Annotated in this window: 13 protein-coding genes and 1 tRNA gene; 6 read left to right on the forward strand and 8 right to left on the reverse strand. The window is 68.9% G+C overall.

Translation table 11 applies throughout. The features are described 5' to 3' along the window. Positions 1-80: 80 nt before the first annotated feature. The 6 genes from ACESK8_RS13515 to ACESK8_RS13540 form a co-directional block, all read right to left on the reverse strand. The gene (locus tag ACESK8_RS13515; RefSeq protein ID WP_372969081.1) at positions 81-368 is read right to left on the reverse strand and encodes a WXG100 family type VII secretion target; all 288 of its coding nucleotides are present in this window, start codon (positions 366-368) and stop codon (positions 81-83) included. Between the two features lie 127 nt (positions 369-495). Next, complete coding sequence (locus tag ACESK8_RS13520) at positions 496-2,190, reverse strand: sensor histidine kinase (protein WP_372969082.1); 1,695 nt, start codon at positions 2,188-2,190, stop codon at positions 496-498. 56 nt (positions 2,191-2,246) lie between these two features. Further along, a complete protein-coding gene (locus tag ACESK8_RS13525) occupies positions 2,247-2,933 on the reverse strand; it encodes a response regulator transcription factor (protein WP_042539813.1) in 687 nt (228 codons plus the stop codon). A 101-nt stretch (positions 2,934-3,034) separates the two neighbouring features. Then, complete coding sequence (locus ACESK8_RS13530; protein WP_372969083.1) at positions 3,035-4,675, reverse strand: DNA repair helicase XPB; 1,641 nt, start codon at positions 4,673-4,675, stop codon at positions 3,035-3,037. Between the two features lie 11 nt (positions 4,676-4,686). After that, positions 4,687-6,399: a helicase-associated domain-containing protein gene (locus tag ACESK8_RS13535; RefSeq protein ID WP_372969084.1), complete on the reverse strand. Its 1,713-nt coding sequence runs from the start codon at positions 6,397-6,399 to the stop codon at positions 4,687-4,689. 10 nt (positions 6,400-6,409) lie between these two features. Then, complete coding sequence (locus ACESK8_RS13540) at positions 6,410-6,685, reverse strand: multidrug ABC transporter ATPase (protein WP_372969085.1); 276 nt, start codon at positions 6,683-6,685, stop codon at positions 6,410-6,412. A 139-nt stretch (positions 6,686-6,824) separates the two neighbouring features. Here ACESK8_RS13540 and ACESK8_RS13545 point away from each other — a divergent pair, with 139 nt between their 5' ends. After that, positions 6,825-7,205 (forward strand): cold-shock protein, encoded by a 381-nt coding sequence (locus tag ACESK8_RS13545; protein WP_060926622.1) that lies wholly within the window; start codon positions 6,825-6,827, stop codon positions 7,203-7,205. Then, entirely contained in the window at positions 7,189-7,881 is a 693-nt protein-coding gene (locus ACESK8_RS13550; RefSeq protein WP_372969086.1) for a DUF3027 domain-containing protein, read from the forward strand. Before ACESK8_RS13545 ends, ACESK8_RS13550 begins: the two co-directional genes overlap by 17 nt. 96 nt (positions 7,882-7,977) lie before the next feature. Here ACESK8_RS13550 and serC read toward each other — a convergent pair whose 3' ends face one another. After that, a complete protein-coding gene (gene serC, locus ACESK8_RS13555) occupies positions 7,978-9,087 on the reverse strand; it encodes a phosphoserine transaminase (RefSeq protein WP_372969087.1) in 1,110 nt (369 codons plus the stop codon). 99 nt (positions 9,088-9,186) lie between these two features. Here serC and ACESK8_RS13560 point away from each other — a divergent pair, with 99 nt between their 5' ends. From ACESK8_RS13560 to ACESK8_RS13575, 4 genes are all read left to right on the forward strand, one after another. Next, positions 9,187-9,888 (forward strand): metal-dependent transcriptional regulator, encoded by a 702-nt coding sequence (locus ACESK8_RS13560; RefSeq protein ID WP_372969088.1) that lies wholly within the window; start codon positions 9,187-9,189, stop codon positions 9,886-9,888. Positions 9,889-10,224: 336 nt separating this feature from the next. Beyond that, positions 10,225-10,971 (forward strand): M23 family metallopeptidase, encoded by a 747-nt coding sequence (locus ACESK8_RS13565; protein ID WP_372969089.1) that lies wholly within the window; start codon positions 10,225-10,227, stop codon positions 10,969-10,971. A 376-nt stretch (positions 10,972-11,347) separates the two neighbouring features. Then, on the forward strand, positions 11,348-11,845 hold the full coding sequence (locus tag ACESK8_RS13570; RefSeq protein WP_372969090.1) for an HNH endonuclease: 498 nt from the start codon (positions 11,348-11,350) through the stop codon (positions 11,843-11,845). 41 nt (positions 11,846-11,886) lie between these two features. Then, positions 11,887-11,960, forward strand: a tRNA-Arg gene (locus ACESK8_RS13575). A gap of 5 nt (positions 11,961-11,965) precedes the next feature. Here ACESK8_RS13575 and ACESK8_RS13580 read toward each other — a convergent pair. Then, positions 11,966-14,152: an MMPL family transporter gene (locus tag ACESK8_RS13580; protein WP_372969091.1), complete on the reverse strand. Its 2,187-nt coding sequence runs from the start codon at positions 14,150-14,152 to the stop codon at positions 11,966-11,968. Positions 14,153-14,168 lie beyond the last annotated feature (16 nt).

The raw sequence follows: 14,168 nt of genomic DNA on the forward strand, positions 1-14,168 counted from the left end.
CACTGACAGAAACGCCCCGACCTTCCGGTCGGGGCGTTTCTGCGTTCAGGCACTGGGCTGTGCTGCGGTGCCGTCCCGGTTCAATGGAACAGGCTGGCCGAGAACTGGTCGGCCTCTGCGTACTGCGTGGCCGCGCTGCCCAGCGAGTGGCCGATCGATTCGAGCACCTGCTCGACGTGCAGCTGCGCTCCTCGCCACTGGTCGGCGCACGACTGGAAGGCGGTCGATGCGGTGCCGACCCACGACGACTGCAGCTGGGTGAGCTGCGACATGAGCGTCGCGGCATCGGCATGCACTCGTTCCATGGTGGCCAGGGCGGCGGCTTGCGCCGCACCTACGGCTTCGGTGTCGACGGTGAAGGCGGACATGGGAACTCCTCTCGGTTGAGTCTCCGACGATAGGAGCCGAGCTCGCGCGCAGACGGCTCCTGCGGTGCGCGATCCCGAGCGATGTTCAGAACCCGCAGCAGTGCGGCGCCGTGCAGGAGGACCCGCGTCAGAGGTCGAGCGGCTCCAGCGGCTGCGTGTCCTCGAGCAGGTGGGCAGGTGTCGCGCGGGAGGGCGCGAGCGGGAACGTCACCGTGAAGGTCGCTCCGCCGCCCGGAGTCTCGGAGACGGCCACACTGCCGTGCAGCGCCTTCACGATCGACGACACGATGGCGAGCCCCAGGCCCGAGCCGCCGGTCTCACGTGCGCGGGAGGTGTCGGCGCGCCAGAAGCGCTCGAAGATCTGCTCGCGGATCTGCGGCGGGATGCCTTCGCCGTGGTCGACGATCGAGATGCTGCCCGTGCCGCGCACGCGATCGGCGTCCACGACGAGCTCGATCGGGCTCTCCTCCGGCGAGAAGCGGCGTGCATTGCCCAGCAGGTTCGTGACGACCTGACGCACCTTGTTCTCCTCGCCCAGCACGATCGGGGGCGTGCGGACGGGGATGTCGGAGGCCTCGGTGAAGTCGATGGCAGGGACGTCAGCCGCGGAGGTGCGCGGGCGTCGGCGCAGGCGAGCGAGCGTCCCGCGGGACAGCCCGCGCGGAGCCGGGGCCTGCGGGGCCGGCACCACCGGATTCGACCGCGTCGTCACGTCGATCAGCGGCGCCTCGACCGTGCGGTCGATGACGGTGACCGTGCGTGCGGGAGCGGCTGCACGCAGATCGAGTGCGGCATCGCGGGCGATCGGGCGGAGGTCGAGCGCCTCGATCTCCGGCTCGCGCTCCTCGTCGAGACGGGCGAGAGCCAGAAGGTCCTCGACGAGCACGCCCATCCTGATCGCCTCCTTCTCGATGCGCTCCATGGCGCGGGCGGTGTCCTCTTCGCCCTTGATGGCGCCCATGCGATACAGCTCCGCGTACCCCCGCACGCTCACCAGCGGCGTGCGCAGCTCGTGACTCGCGTCGCCGATGAACCGGCGCATGTGCTGCACGGTGCGGTCGCGCTGAGCGAGTGACCCGTCGACCCGGTCGAGCATGGTGTTGATCGCGCTGTTCAGACGGCCGACCTCGGTCGTCGGCTCGAGGTCCGTGAGGCGCTGGGTGAAGTCTCCGGCGGCGATCGACATGGCGGTCGACTCGACCTGGCCGAGCCGACGGAACGTCAGGGTGACGAGCCCACGGGTGAGCAGGGCCGCGATCAGAATGGTGATCAGGGCGACCGTGATGTAGATCCCGAAGTACTGACCGATGATGCGGTCCGCGTACTCGAGCGGCATCGCGACGATCTGGATCCGCAGCGAGCCGTCGCCCTCTCCGGGGACCCTTGCCACAGCCGCACGGAAGCTCGACCCGTCGGTGCCTTCCATCGTGAAGCGCTGATCCTCGTTGTTCTGCGCCTCCAACAGCGAGTACGTCGAGGGGAACAGCGGCGCGCCGTTCGCCGAGCTGCCGGTGGTCGTCTGCAGCTCGCCTTCGGCGTCGTAGATCGCGACGAAGAAGTCGCGCGGCGAATCCGTCGGGGTGTAGGTCGTCTTGCCGTCCTCGACGGTCACATCGAAGTAGCGGTCCGCGAGATCGGCGGAGACGAGCGCGGGCAGCTGCGAGTCGATGTTGTCGATCAGGGAGTTGCGGAGGATCGGCGCGGTGCCGATCCCTGCCGCCAGCAGGCCCAGCGCGAGCACGGCGACGGTGACGCCGGTCACCTTCGCGCGCAGGCTGATCGAGCGCCACCAGCGGGTGACCGCGTCAGGCTTGTGCGCCATGCGGTCCTCCCTGGAGACGGATGCGGTGCGGCGTCAGCGACCGGCGGTGAGCCGGACTACTTGCCGACCTTGAGCATGTAGCCGAAGCCACGCTTGGTCTGGATGACCGACTCCTCCGTGTGCGGATCGATCTTGCGGCGGAGGTACGAGATGTAGCTCTCCACGATGCCGGCATCCCCGTTGAAGTCGTACTCCCACACGTGGTCGAGGATCTGCGCCTTGGACAGCACGCGGTTGGGGTTGAGCATGAGGTAGCGCAGGAGCTTGAACTCGGTCGGGCTGAGCTCGATCGACTCCTTGCCGACGTGGACGTCGTGGGTGTCCTGATCCATCGACAGCTCGCCGGCGCGGATGATCGACTCCTCGTCGGCCTGCATCGTACGGCGCAGGATGGCCTGGGCGCGGGCGACGATCTCGTCGAGGCTGAACGGCTTGGTGACATAGTCGTCGCCACCCGCGTTGAGGCCTTCGATCTTGTCGTCGGTGCCGTCCTTGGCGGTCAGGAACAGGATCGGCGCGGTGAAACCCGCGCCCCGGAGTCGCTTGGTCACGCTGAACCCGTTCATGTCGGGGAGCATGACGTCGAGGATGATGAGGTCCGGCTCCTCCTCGAGGACGGCGGAGATCGTGGCGGCGCCGTTGGCGACGGTCTTCACCTGGAACCCGGCGAAGCTGAGACCCGTGGAGAGCAGGTCGCGGATGTTGGGCTCGTCGTCGACGACCAGGATGCGCGCATCAGTCATGTCCCCATTATGGTGACTTCGGCCATGGGGATGCTGATTATCCGTCGGAGCGGCGCTTTCGCCCTCCGCGTAGCCGCCGACGCTGCGCACCGTCTCGCCGCTCAGGCGGCGATGGCGTCGGCATCCATGATCGTGTAGCTGTACCCCTGCTCGGCGAGGAATCGCTGGCGGTTCTGCGCGTAGTCCTGGTCGATCGTGTCGCGGGCGACCAGGGTGTAGAAGCTCGCCGTGCGGCCGGACTGCTTGGGACGCAGGAGCCGGCCCAGTCGCTGTGCCTCTTCCTGCCGAGATCCGAACGAGCCGGACACCTGGATCGCGACGGATGCCTCGGGGAGGTCGATCGAGAAGTTCGCGACCTTCGAGACCACGAGCAGCGAGATCTCGCCCTCGCGGAAGGCGCGGTACAGCTCTTCGCGCTCGTCGACGGGCGTGGCGCCCGTGATCTGCGGTGCGTTCAGCGACTGCGAGAGGGAGTCGAGCTGGTCGAGGTACTGCCCGATCACGAGGATCCGCTCGTCCTTGTGCTTCGCGATGAGCTCGCGCACGGCGTCGATCTTCGCCGGAGCGGATGCCGCGAGCCGGTACCGCTCGTCGTCGGTCGCCGCCGCGTACTCCAGCCGGTCGTCCGGCGGCAGGTCCACGCGCACCTCGTAGCAGGCGGCGGGGGAGATGAAGCCCTGCGCCTCGATCTGCTTCCACGGGGCGTCGAACCGCTTGGGTCCGATCAGGCTGAACACGTCGCCCTCCCGACCGTCCTCGCGCACGAGGGTGGCAGTGAGGCCGATGCGACGCCGGGCCTGCAGGTCGGCGGTGAGCTTGAAGACGGGGGCGGGCAGCAGGTGCACCTCGTCATAGACGATGAGGCCCCAGTCGAGGGCGTCCAGCAGCGCGAGGTGCGCGTACTCGCCTTTCCGCTTCGCCGTGAGGATCTGGTAGGTCGCGATCGTGACCGGCTTGACCTCCTTGGCCTGGCCGGAGTACTCGCCGATCTCCTCGGCGGTGAGACTCGTGCGCTTGAGCAGCTCGTCTCGCCACTGCCGCGCCGAGACGGTGTTCGTGACGAGGATCAGCGTCGTCGTCTTGGTCGCCGCCATCGCCCCCGCGCCGACGATCGTCTTCCCGGCACCGCAGGGCAGCACGACGACACCCGATCCGTCCTTCGAGAAAGCGTCGACCGCATCCTGCTGATACGGACGGATCTGCCACCCGTCCTCGGCGAGCTCGATCTCGTGCGGGGTTCCGGGAGTGTAGCCGGCGAGATCCTCGGCGGGCCAGCCGATCTTCAGCAGCTCCTGCTTGATCTGCCCTCGGGCCCAGGCATCGACGACGAACGTGTCGGGAGCGGGATGACCGATCAGCAGTGGCTGGATGCGCTTGTTGTTGGCGACCTGGGCGAGCACTGCGGGATCGCTCGAGCGGAGGATGAGAGTTCCTTCGTCGTCGCGCTCGATCACGAGGCGTCCGTAGCGATTCACGGTCTCACGCAGGTCGACCGACACAGACGGCGGCACAGGGAAGCGCGACCAGCGGTCGAGGGTCTCGAGCATGTCCTCGGCGGTGTGCCCGGCAGCGCGGGCGTTCCACAGCCCCAGCCGGGTGATCCGGTAGGTGTGGATGTGCTCGGGGGCGCGTTCGAGCTCGGCGAAGATCGCCAGCTCGTGGCGGGCGCTCTCGGCATCCGAATGGGCGACTTCGAGCAGCACGGTGCGATCGCTCTGGACGATCAGGGGGCCATCAGACATAGCTGTCCAGTTTACTGCGGGATCACGGATGCGGCGCGGATGCTCGACACCGGAAGGGTGCGCTCGACGTCCGCCGCACGATCGCGGCCGCGCAGCCGTCCGCCGCCGAGTCCCGTCGCCTCGAGGATCAGCTCTCTGGTGGATCCGTCCGGCATGCCCACGGTGACGCGCAGCACCGCCTTGGCCCGCACCGCCGCGTCGAGCTCGCGGTCGAGCCAGGCGGCGTCGGCGTCGGGTCCCTGGTGCGAGCGCAGCGCGGCGATGAGCGGGCCGTGGTCGACGGCGGAAGGCGCGGAGGTCGTCGTGATCGGGTTCCGTTCGCCGGTGATCGCGGTGCCGTCGTGGTCGACGAGGGTCGCCGGGTACCGCGCGTCCGTCAGCGCCCAGTACACGGTGTCGCGCCCGACGCGCGTCGAGAGGGAATCGACGTGCTTCGTCAGCGCGAGGGAGCGGAGGCTCTGGTCGACGGACATCGCCTCGATCAGATTCTGATCGGTGCTCTCGATGCGGGTGCGACCTGTCTCGGCATCCGTCGACACTCTGACGAGCCCGTGGCGCTGCGCGGTCTGGGTCACCAGGTAGCGCAGCGGCTGCGGGATGCCGGTGAGCGAGAGAGCCTCGAGGAATTCGAGGATCGATTCCTCGGTTTCGCCGACGACCAGGCCGTGCGCGATCGACTCGGGGGTGAACCGGTAGGACGATGCCTGGGCAGCCGATTCCCGCGCGGCGATCGTGCGCAGCCGGACGTCCAGGGCGGGGGAGAGCGGTCCCGGCGCGATGGCGCTCAGGTCGTTCTGGAGGAAGATGCGGTCGACCTCGGTCGGCAGCAGAGCGGTGAGCGCGGTCGCATCCACTGCAGCACCGCGTCGCAATGGCGCCGCCCATGCGGGCTCCCTGCCGTCATCCGCGATGAGGCCGAGAAGGCGTGCGCGTTCGAGGAGGGCGGCGCTGCGCTCGGGCCACCCGGCGTCCCAGGGGTGCATCTGGGGCCAGGCGGTCGTGGCGACCCATCCGCCGTCGTCCGTGCGGATGCCGCGGGGGAGTGCGTCGCGGAAGCCGTCGACGAGCACACGCCATCGGTCGCCGACGGACGAGCGCAGCCAGTCCTCGGTGTGGTCGGTGGCGCGCAGCCGACGGTCCGTCGGAGCCACGAGGCGGGCGTCGAGGGCGACGGTCACGAGGGCGTCGATCGACTCTGCGAGGATGCCGGCCTCGGCCAGCATCCGCTTCTCGCCCGCGCTGACGGTGCCGCCGGTGAGGAGCGCGAACGGCCTCTCGCGGGCGAGCAGGAGCAGGTCGGCGACGGCGGCGACGGTCGTGAGCGCCCGCTCGGCGGCATGCGCGGCATCCGCCTCGTCGGCGGGTTCCGGTTCGGCCTCGCGCAGCGGTTCCGGGGCGTCGCGCTCGGCCACGGCAGTCTGCACCGGAGGGAACGGTGTGCCATCCGGCCGGAGCAGCGCGAGTCGGGTCAGCGCCTCGCGCTCGGGCGATTCCTTCGCGGGGGCGGTGCCGGACGCCGCGGCGTGCAGGGCCGTTGCCTCGGAATGGGTGAGCATCGGCAGGATGCGCGCGATCGACGCCGGGTCGAGCAGAGCCTCGGCGGCATCGAAGAAGTCCTGCCACCCGGCATCCGGTCGTACTCGACGGGCCGCGAAGAGCGCGGCGAGGTCGGCATCGCTCGCCTCCGACAGCCATTCGGCCAGCGGGCGGGCGTGCGTGCTCATGACGTGTGCCTCAGGGTCGCGATGCCGCGCGACCCTTTCTGACGAAGCTCATCACGAGCAGGACGATGATCATCAGGAAGGCGACCGGGAGGCCCCAGTACGGTATCGCGGCGACCAGCGGCCACGCGCCTCCGCCGAAGTCCTTCTGGTCCATGCCGACGGCGGTGCCGATGATGATGGCGAAGAAGCAGAGGATGGATGCAGCGGCGATCCCCAGTGCCGAGAACGCGAGGATGCGATCCACCCGGCGAACGGGAATCTCGGGCTCAGGGCTCTTGGTGCTCATCCCTCTCAGCCTAGTCGCTGCGCGCAGGCTCGGTTCCGCACCGTGACCTTCGGATTCCGTGTCCGGCGACCGGTAGGCTGGAGGTGGCCGCACACGTGCGTCCGATCCCGTTCCACACCGACTCAGCGAGGTTTCTCCCATGCCCACCGGCAAGGTCAGGTTCTACGACGAAGACAAGGGTTTCGGCTTCATCGCCTCCGATGACGGCCAGGACGTCTTCCTGCACGCTTCCGCCATGCCCGCGGGCACGGCGGTGAAGGCCGGTGCGCGCGTGGAGTTCGGCGTGGCCGACGGCAAGCGCGGGCTGCAGGCGCTGTCGGTGCGGGTGCTCGAAGCCCCGCCCAGCCTCGCGAAGGCCAAGCGCAAGCCCGCTGACGACATGGCGATCATCGTCGAAGACCTCGTCAAGCTCCTCGACGGCATGGGCGGCGACCTGCGTCGCGGCCGGTATCCGTCGTCCGCCCACGGCCGCAAGATCGCGGCCGTCCTGCGCAAGGTAGCCGATGACCTCGAAGCCTGATGCCGACCAGCGCCTGATCGAGGCGCACGATCTCGCGCTCGCCGCGCTGCACGAGATCACTCCGGCGAGCACCGTGGGGCCCGCTGCGGGCTACCTCCCCGAGGACGACGGCTCCGTCTCGCTGCGCTTCGAGAACCGGCTTCCCGGGTACCCGGGCTGGTACTGGACCGTCACCGTGGATCGGGTCGACGACGAGGACCCGACGGTGCTCGAGGTCGAGCTGCTGCCGGGCGACGGCGCGCTGCTCGCGCCGGAGTGGGTGCCGTGGGCCGAGCGTCTCGCCGAATACCGCGCGCATCAGGTCGAGCTCGCCGAGCAGGCGGCGGCCGCTGCGGCGGACGCGGCGGAGGTGTCCGAGGACGACGACGACCTCGAGGACGACGCCGACGACGACGAGATCGATGACGACGAGCTCGAGGATGACGACCTCGACGACGACGACGACGATGACGACGATGACGATGACGACGGTGACGATCTCGACGATGACGAGCTCGCTTCGGAGCCGCGCGAACTGCACGCCGGCGACCTCGACGGCGTCGACATCGATGAGCTCGATGACTCGGTCGCCCACGATGACGACGACGTGGACGAGGACGACGCGTCCGAAGACCTGGACGACGACGACTCGGACGACGACGACTCGGACGCCGACGACTCGGACGACGAGGAGTAGGTCCACTCGGGGCTGTGGGCTGCTCGCCGCAGCCCGCGGTGGCTGGCGCCTCTGCGCGCGCGCCGCGTCAGCCCCCGCGAGCGGGAGCGCTCGGCGTCAGACGCCCTGTGCGAGCACGTAGTCGAGCGACCGCGTGAGCTGACGCACGTCGTCCGGGTCGATCGAGACGAACGTCGCGACGCGCAGCTGGTTGCGGCCGAGCTTGCGATACGGCTCGGTGTCGACGATGCCGTTCGCCCGGAGTGTCTTCGCGATGGCTGCGGCGTCGATGCTGTCGTCGAAGTCGATCGTGACGACCACAGGCGAGCGATGCGAGGCGTCGCCGACGAACGGCGTCGCGACGGCGGACGCGGTGGCCCAGTCGTAGAGGATCCCCGAGGACTCGGCGGTGCGCGCTCCGGCCCACGCGAGTCCGCCGTTCGAGAGGATCCATCGGAGCTGGCTGTCGAGCAGGTGCAGGGTCGTGAGGGCCGGAGTGTTCAGCGTCTGGTTGAGGCGCGAGTTGTCGACCGCGTTCTTGAGGCTCAGGAACTCGGGGATGTACCGGTCGGATGCCGCGATGCGCTCGATGCGATCGACGGCTGCCGGGGAGACGGCGGCGAACCAGAGGCCGCCGTCGGAGCCGAGGTTCTTCTGCGGGGCGAAGTAGTAGACGTCAGCCTGCGCGGCGTCGAAGTCGATGCCTCCGGCTGCGCTCGTGGCGTCGATGACGGTCAGCGCGCCATCGACCGCCACCCGCTCGATGGGAGCGGCCACGCCCGTGGACGTCTCGTTGTGCGGCCAGGCATAGACGTCGACGCCCTCGACGATCTCGGATGCTCCGCGCGAACCGGGCTCGGCCTTGCGGACATCCGGGGCCTCGAGCCACGGCGCCGCTGCCGCAGCGGCGAACTTGCCGCCGAACTCGCCGAACACCAGGTTCTGGCTGCGGCGCTCGATGAGGCCGAATGCGGCGGCATCCCAGAACGCGGTGGAGCCGCCGTTGCCGACGATGATCTCGTAGCCCTCGGGCAGGCGGAAGAGCGCAGCGAGCTGCTCGCGGACGCTGCCGACGAGGTTCTTGACCGGCGCCTGACGGTGCGAGGTGCCCAGCAGGGTCGGTGCGTCCGCGAGCAGCGCGTCGAGCTGCTCGGTGCGCACCTTCGAGGGGCCGCACCCGAAGCGGCCGTCAGCGGGCAGGAGGTTGCGGGGGATCTCGATCGCCATGGGTCGATTCTAGGGCGTGCGGCCGGACGGCCCCTGCCCTGTGACGCCCCGATGTCCCCGCGGGAATGTAGGCTTGCCTAAGAAGACCCGGAGGCCCACATGACGGACTTGATCGACACCACGGAGATGTACCTCCGCACCATCCTCGAGCTCGAGGAGGAGAACATCGTGCCGCTGCGTGCGCGCATCTCCGAGCGCCTCGGTCACTCGGGTCCGACGGTCTCGCAGACGGTCGGTCGCATGGAGCGCGACGGGCTCGTGGTGGTGTCTGAGGACCGCACTCTCGAGCTGACGGATGCCGGCCGCAGCAAGGCCGTCAACGTGATGCGCAAGCACCGCCTCGCCGAGCGTCTGCTGTCCGACGTGATCGGCCTCGACTGGGCGTTCGTGCACGAAGAGGCCTGCCGCTGGGAGCACGTCATGAGCGAGCAGGTCGAGCGCCGCCTCGTCGAGCTGCTCGGCCACCCGACGGAGTCCCCGTACGGCAACCCCATCCCCGGTCTCGACCAGCTCGGCGACGCCCCGGCGCGCACGTTCGACGAAGGCGTCATCGGACTGGTGCAGAAGCTGAACGCCGCCGGTGCCCCGATCGACGGCACCGTGCGTCGTCTGGCCGAGCCTGCGCAGGTCGACCCGGAGCTGCTCGAGCAGCTCCGCGATGCCGGTGTCCTGCCCGGCGCGAAGGGCGACTACCGCTTCAACGAGGGCTACGTCCTGATCCAGATGGAGGGCAAGGAAGACGGACTCGAGCTTCCGGTCGAGCTCGCCTCGCACATCTTCCTCGTCGGCGAACCCGTCTGATCGCCGCCGCCAGAGGCCGTCGAGCCGCGGAATTCCGCCTCTCCGAGGATTGCCAGGTTCGCAGGGTGACAGGACCGTTATCTTCCGGTAACCTCGGACGAGTCGTCGAAGAAGCCCGCTGACGACACCCGAGAGGATCCGCCTTCCAGGCTCGTCGACCTCCCGGTCAGACCGCACAACGTACCCGAGCTACATACGTGCCACGAGAGCAGAGTGCCGACGAGCCAGCGCTACCCGAGCGTGCAGGCGCAGGAGGACTAAGTTTTGGCCACAGACATCGAGAAGCCCGCGAAGACAACTGAAGATCGAGCAGTCGCCCGCACCTCCCGTGCGCGGGTGGATGCACGCAAGGTCGTCAAGCCTCTGCGTTCGATCGCCATCTTCGGGGCCGTCGGTGCCCTGGTCGCCGCCGTCGCGCTGCCCGCCTACGCAGCCACGAAGCCGGCCGAGTCGGCCACGACGGTTCAGCAGATGGCCGCCGTCGACGCCCAGTCGCTCGTCGTCGCCTCGGATGCCGCGGCCGCTCCGCTCAGCCGCGGCACGTTCACCGCAACCACGCCGGACGAGATCGAGAAGAAGAAGGCCGAAGAGGCCGCCGCAGCCCGTGCCAAGGCCGCTGCCTCCTCGACCACCGCGACCGCATCCAGCAACTTCGACATGGGCAGCTACGCCCTCGTGTCTCCCGGTTCTGGCGAGGTCCGCTATCCGCTGCCGCAGGGTTCCTACAACGTCAGCCGCACCGTCGGCGGAGCCCACCAGGGAGCAGACATGCTCGCCCCTGCCGGCACGCCGATCTATGCCGCCGCCGCCGGAGTCGTCCGCGCCTCCGCCGAGAACATCGGCGGCTACGGCGTCTGCGTCATGCTCGACAGCGTTGTGGGCGGTCAGCGCGTGCAGACCACCTACGGTCACATGACCTACGGCTCCCGCCAGGTCGAGGCCGGCGAGACCGTCGCAGCCGGTCAGCTGATCGGCTTCGTCGGCAGCACCGGTCGCTCGACCGCGAACCACCTGCACTTCGAGGTCTGGGTCAACGGCGGCCTGATGGAGCCCATCGCCTGGCTCGGTGCCAACGCGGGCTGATCGCTCGGTGCCAACCGCGGGCTGATCGCTCGATGTTCGACGCGGGCTGATCGCTCGCCCCTCGTCGTTCCCCGCGGACACGCCTTCGTGCGTTCACCCGCAGTTTGACCCCGCTGTGCTGCTGATGGGTTAGCCTGAACCCGTCGTCGTACAGACGGGAGAAGCAGATGGAGCGAATATCGAGCATCCGAACCATGGATGCCCTCGGTCGTCATGTCCTTCTGCATCGTCCGCAGGGAGTGCACGGTTCCGCCGTGCGCATGAGGCGCTGTCTGTAGACAGCGCCTTTTTCGTCCCCGCGAGCGCTTCTGCTCTGCGCGGCGTCGTGTGAGTCGAGAGTGCCGGGAAGCCGTCCTGGCGGATCGAGAGGATGACGATGCGCACACTTGTACTGAACGCAGGATACGAACCGCTCGCGATCGTGTCGTTCAAGAGAGCCCTGGTCCTGGTCATGAATGACAAGGCGACCGTGATCGAGCGCATCGAGGATGACCCCGTCTGGGGGAGCCATGGGGTCTACGACCGTCCGGCCGTCATCGTCCTCTCCCGCTATGTGCGCATTCCTGCGAGTCGTCGCGTGCCGGTGACCCGGCGAGGGGTGCTGCGTCGGGACAACCACCGTTGCGGCTACTGCGGCAAGGCGGCATCGACCATCGATCATGTGATGCCCCGCTCGCGCGGCGGTGCCGACTCCTGGGAGAACCTGGTCGCGTGCTGCCTGCGCTGCAACAACACCAAGAGCGATCGCACCCCGCAGGAGATGCGGTGGGAGCTGCGCTTCTCGCCCCGCCCGCCGCACGGCACCGCCTGGACGGTGCGAGGGACCGAGCGCAGCGATCCACGCTGGGAGCCCTACCTCGCCCTCGCCGCCTGAGCAGAAGGAGGGGGCGCAGGGTCCTCTAGAATGGAACCCGCGCCCCCGTAGCTCAGCAGGATAGAGCAGCCCTCTCCTAAAGGGCAGGTCGCTGGTTCGAATCCAGTCGAGGGCACCCCCTCAGTCGCGACCGCTGCGCCACAGCTTCGACGGCCACCAGATCACGCGGCCCAGATCGTAGGCGAGCGCCGGCACGAGCAGCGACCGCACGACGAAGGTGTCGAGCAGGACTCCGAAGGCGACGATGAACGCCAGCTGCGCCAGGAACAGGATCGGGATGACCGAGAGCGCGGCGAACGTCGCCGCGAGGACGAGACCGGCAGAGGTGATCACGCCGCCGGTGATGGAGAGTCCGCGCAGCACACCCTCCCTGGTGCCGTGCTCGAGCGATTCCTCGCGCACCCTGGTCATCAGGAAGATGTTGTAGTCGATGCCGAGCGCCACGAGGAAGACGAACCCGTAGAGCGGGACGGCCGGATCAGCGCCGGGGAAGTCGAACACGCCGTTGAAGACCAGCGCCGAGACGCCCATCGCGGTGCCGAACGACAGCACGGTGGTGAGGATCAGCAGCACCGGTGCGAGGATCGAGCGCAGCAGCATCATCAGGATCAGCATGATGACGACGAGGACCACGGGGATGATCAGGTTGCGATCGTGGATCGACGCGTCGTTCGTGTCGATCGCGGTCGCCGTGACACCGCCGACCACGGCATCGACCTCGTCGAGCTGGGTGCGCAGGTCACGGACGGTCGCCGCTGCGGCGTCGGAGTCGGCGGCATCCGTCAGGGTCCCCTGAAGCAGTACCTCGCCGTCGACCACGGTGGGCTCCGGTGCCGGGGTTCCGGGGGGCCCGACTGCGGTGATCCCGTCCTCGGTGACGGGCGCCGATCCGCTCGGTGAATCCGAGGCGGTGACCGAGACGCCGTCGATCCCGTCGTCGGCGAGCAGCACGTCGACTGCATCCTGCATCCGGTCCTCCGCGACGACGACGTAGACCGGGCTTCCCGAGCCGCCGGGGAAGTGCTCGCCCAGCGCCACCTGTCCGTCGCGTGCCTCGGAGGCGCCGAGCACGAGATCGGACTGGGGAACGCCGACGGCGTTGAGCTGCAGGACTCCGGCCGCGCCGGCGAGCAGCACGAGTGTGGTGACGATCCAAATGATGCGCGGACGCTTGGTGATGAGGCCGGCCAGACGGGCCCACAGACCCGTCGTGCGCATGCCGTGCTCCTCGGCGACGACAGCGGGCTCGAACTTCGGACGTCGCGGCCAGAACACCGCGCGACCGAAGAGCAGCAGCAGGGCCGGCAGCAGGGTGAGGGCCGCGAGCATGGCGAAGACGATGCCGATCGCGGCCACCGGGCCCAGCGTGCTGTTCGACTTGAGGTCGCTGAGCAGCAGACACAGCAGTCCGGCGATCACGGTGCCGCCGGAGGCGACGATCGGCTCGAACGAGCCCTTCCACGCGGCGAGCACGGCCGTGCCCTTGTCCTGGACGACACGGAGCTCTTCGCGGAACCGTGCCACGAACAGCAGCGCGTAGTCGGTGGCCGCTCCGATCACGAGGATGAACAGGATGCCCTGGGTCTGCCCGCTGAGCAGCAGCACCTCGAACTTCGCCAGCCACCACACCACGAGCAGGGCGACGCAGAGCGCGAAGAGGCTCGTGGACAGGACGACGAGCGGCAGGAGGAAGGAGCGGTACACGAGTACGAGGATCACGAGGACGGCGAGCAGTGCCACCCCCAGGAGCAGCCCGTCGATGCCGGCGAAACCGGCGACGAGGTCGGCGCTGAATCCGGCGGGACCGGTGATGTACACCGTCACGCCGTCGGGGGCGGCGTCGCGCAGCTGAGTGCCGAGAGCCTCGATGGCGTCGGCGAGTTCGGCATCTCCCTCGATCGGGATGAACGCCTGCACGGCCTGACCGTCCTCCGAGGTGAGGGCCGGGGAGACGTCGGGGCTCACGCCCTCCACGTCAGGGGAGTCGGCGACGGCATCCGTGATCGCCTGGAGATCCGATTCGGACAGCTCGTCGTCGGCCACGAAGACGGCGATCGCCGGGATCGCATCGCTGTCATTGAACTCCCCGAGGAGCTTCTGCACCTGGGTCGCGTCGGCCGACTCCGGCAGGTAGCTGGTCTGATCGTTCGAGGACACCTCGTCGACCTTGCCGAAGAGCGGACCGCCGAGTCCCGCGCCGACCAGCCAGACGAGGATCAGCGCCACCGGGATGAGGACTCGGACCCAGGAGTGTCGACGCGTCCGCTCGCGGGTCGGCGGGATGGGCGCGTGCTCAGGGCTGGACATCGGGTTCCTCTCGGGA

Source organism: Microbacterium sp., assembly GCF_041641055.1.
In the GTDB taxonomy this organism is placed as follows: domain Bacteria; phylum Actinomycetota; class Actinomycetes; order Actinomycetales; family Microbacteriaceae; genus Microbacterium.

What these genes read in the sequence shown, in the direction of transcription:
- ACESK8_RS13540 (WP_372969085.1), bottom strand. Translation starts at nt 6,685, where the DNA reads ATGAGCACCAAGAGCCCTGAGCCCGAGATTCCCGTTCGCCGGGTGGAT.
- ACESK8_RS13550 (WP_372969086.1), top strand. Translation starts at nt 7,189, where the DNA reads ATGACCTCGAAGCCTGATGCCGACCAGCGCCTGATCGAGGCGCACGAT.
- ACESK8_RS13525 (WP_042539813.1), bottom strand. Translation starts at nt 2,933, where the DNA reads ATGACTGATGCGCGCATCCTGGTCGTCGACGACGAGCCCAACATCCGC.
- ACESK8_RS13515 (WP_372969081.1), bottom strand. Translation starts at nt 368, where the DNA reads ATGTCCGCCTTCACCGTCGACACCGAAGCCGTAGGTGCGGCGCAAGCC.
- ACESK8_RS13560 (WP_372969088.1), top strand. Translation starts at nt 9,187, where the DNA reads ATGACGGACTTGATCGACACCACGGAGATGTACCTCCGCACCATCCTC.
- ACESK8_RS13545 (WP_060926622.1), top strand. Translation starts at nt 6,825, where the DNA reads ATGCCCACCGGCAAGGTCAGGTTCTACGACGAAGACAAGGGTTTCGGC.
- ACESK8_RS13580 (WP_372969091.1), bottom strand. Translation starts at nt 14,152, where the DNA reads ATGTCCAGCCCTGAGCACGCGCCCATCCCGCCGACCCGCGAGCGGACG.
- ACESK8_RS13530 (WP_372969083.1), bottom strand. Translation starts at nt 4,675, where the DNA reads ATGTCTGATGGCCCCCTGATCGTCCAGAGCGATCGCACCGTGCTGCTC.
- ACESK8_RS13570 (WP_372969090.1), top strand. Translation starts at nt 11,348, where the DNA reads ATGCGCACACTTGTACTGAACGCAGGATACGAACCGCTCGCGATCGTG.
- serC (WP_372969087.1), bottom strand. Translation starts at nt 9,087, where the DNA reads ATGGCGATCGAGATCCCCCGCAACCTCCTGCCCGCTGACGGCCGCTTC.
- ACESK8_RS13535 (WP_372969084.1), bottom strand. Translation starts at nt 6,399, where the DNA reads ATGAGCACGCACGCCCGCCCGCTGGCCGAATGGCTGTCGGAGGCGAGC.
- ACESK8_RS13520 (WP_372969082.1), bottom strand. Translation starts at nt 2,190, where the DNA reads ATGGCGCACAAGCCTGACGCGGTCACCCGCTGGTGGCGCTCGATCAGC.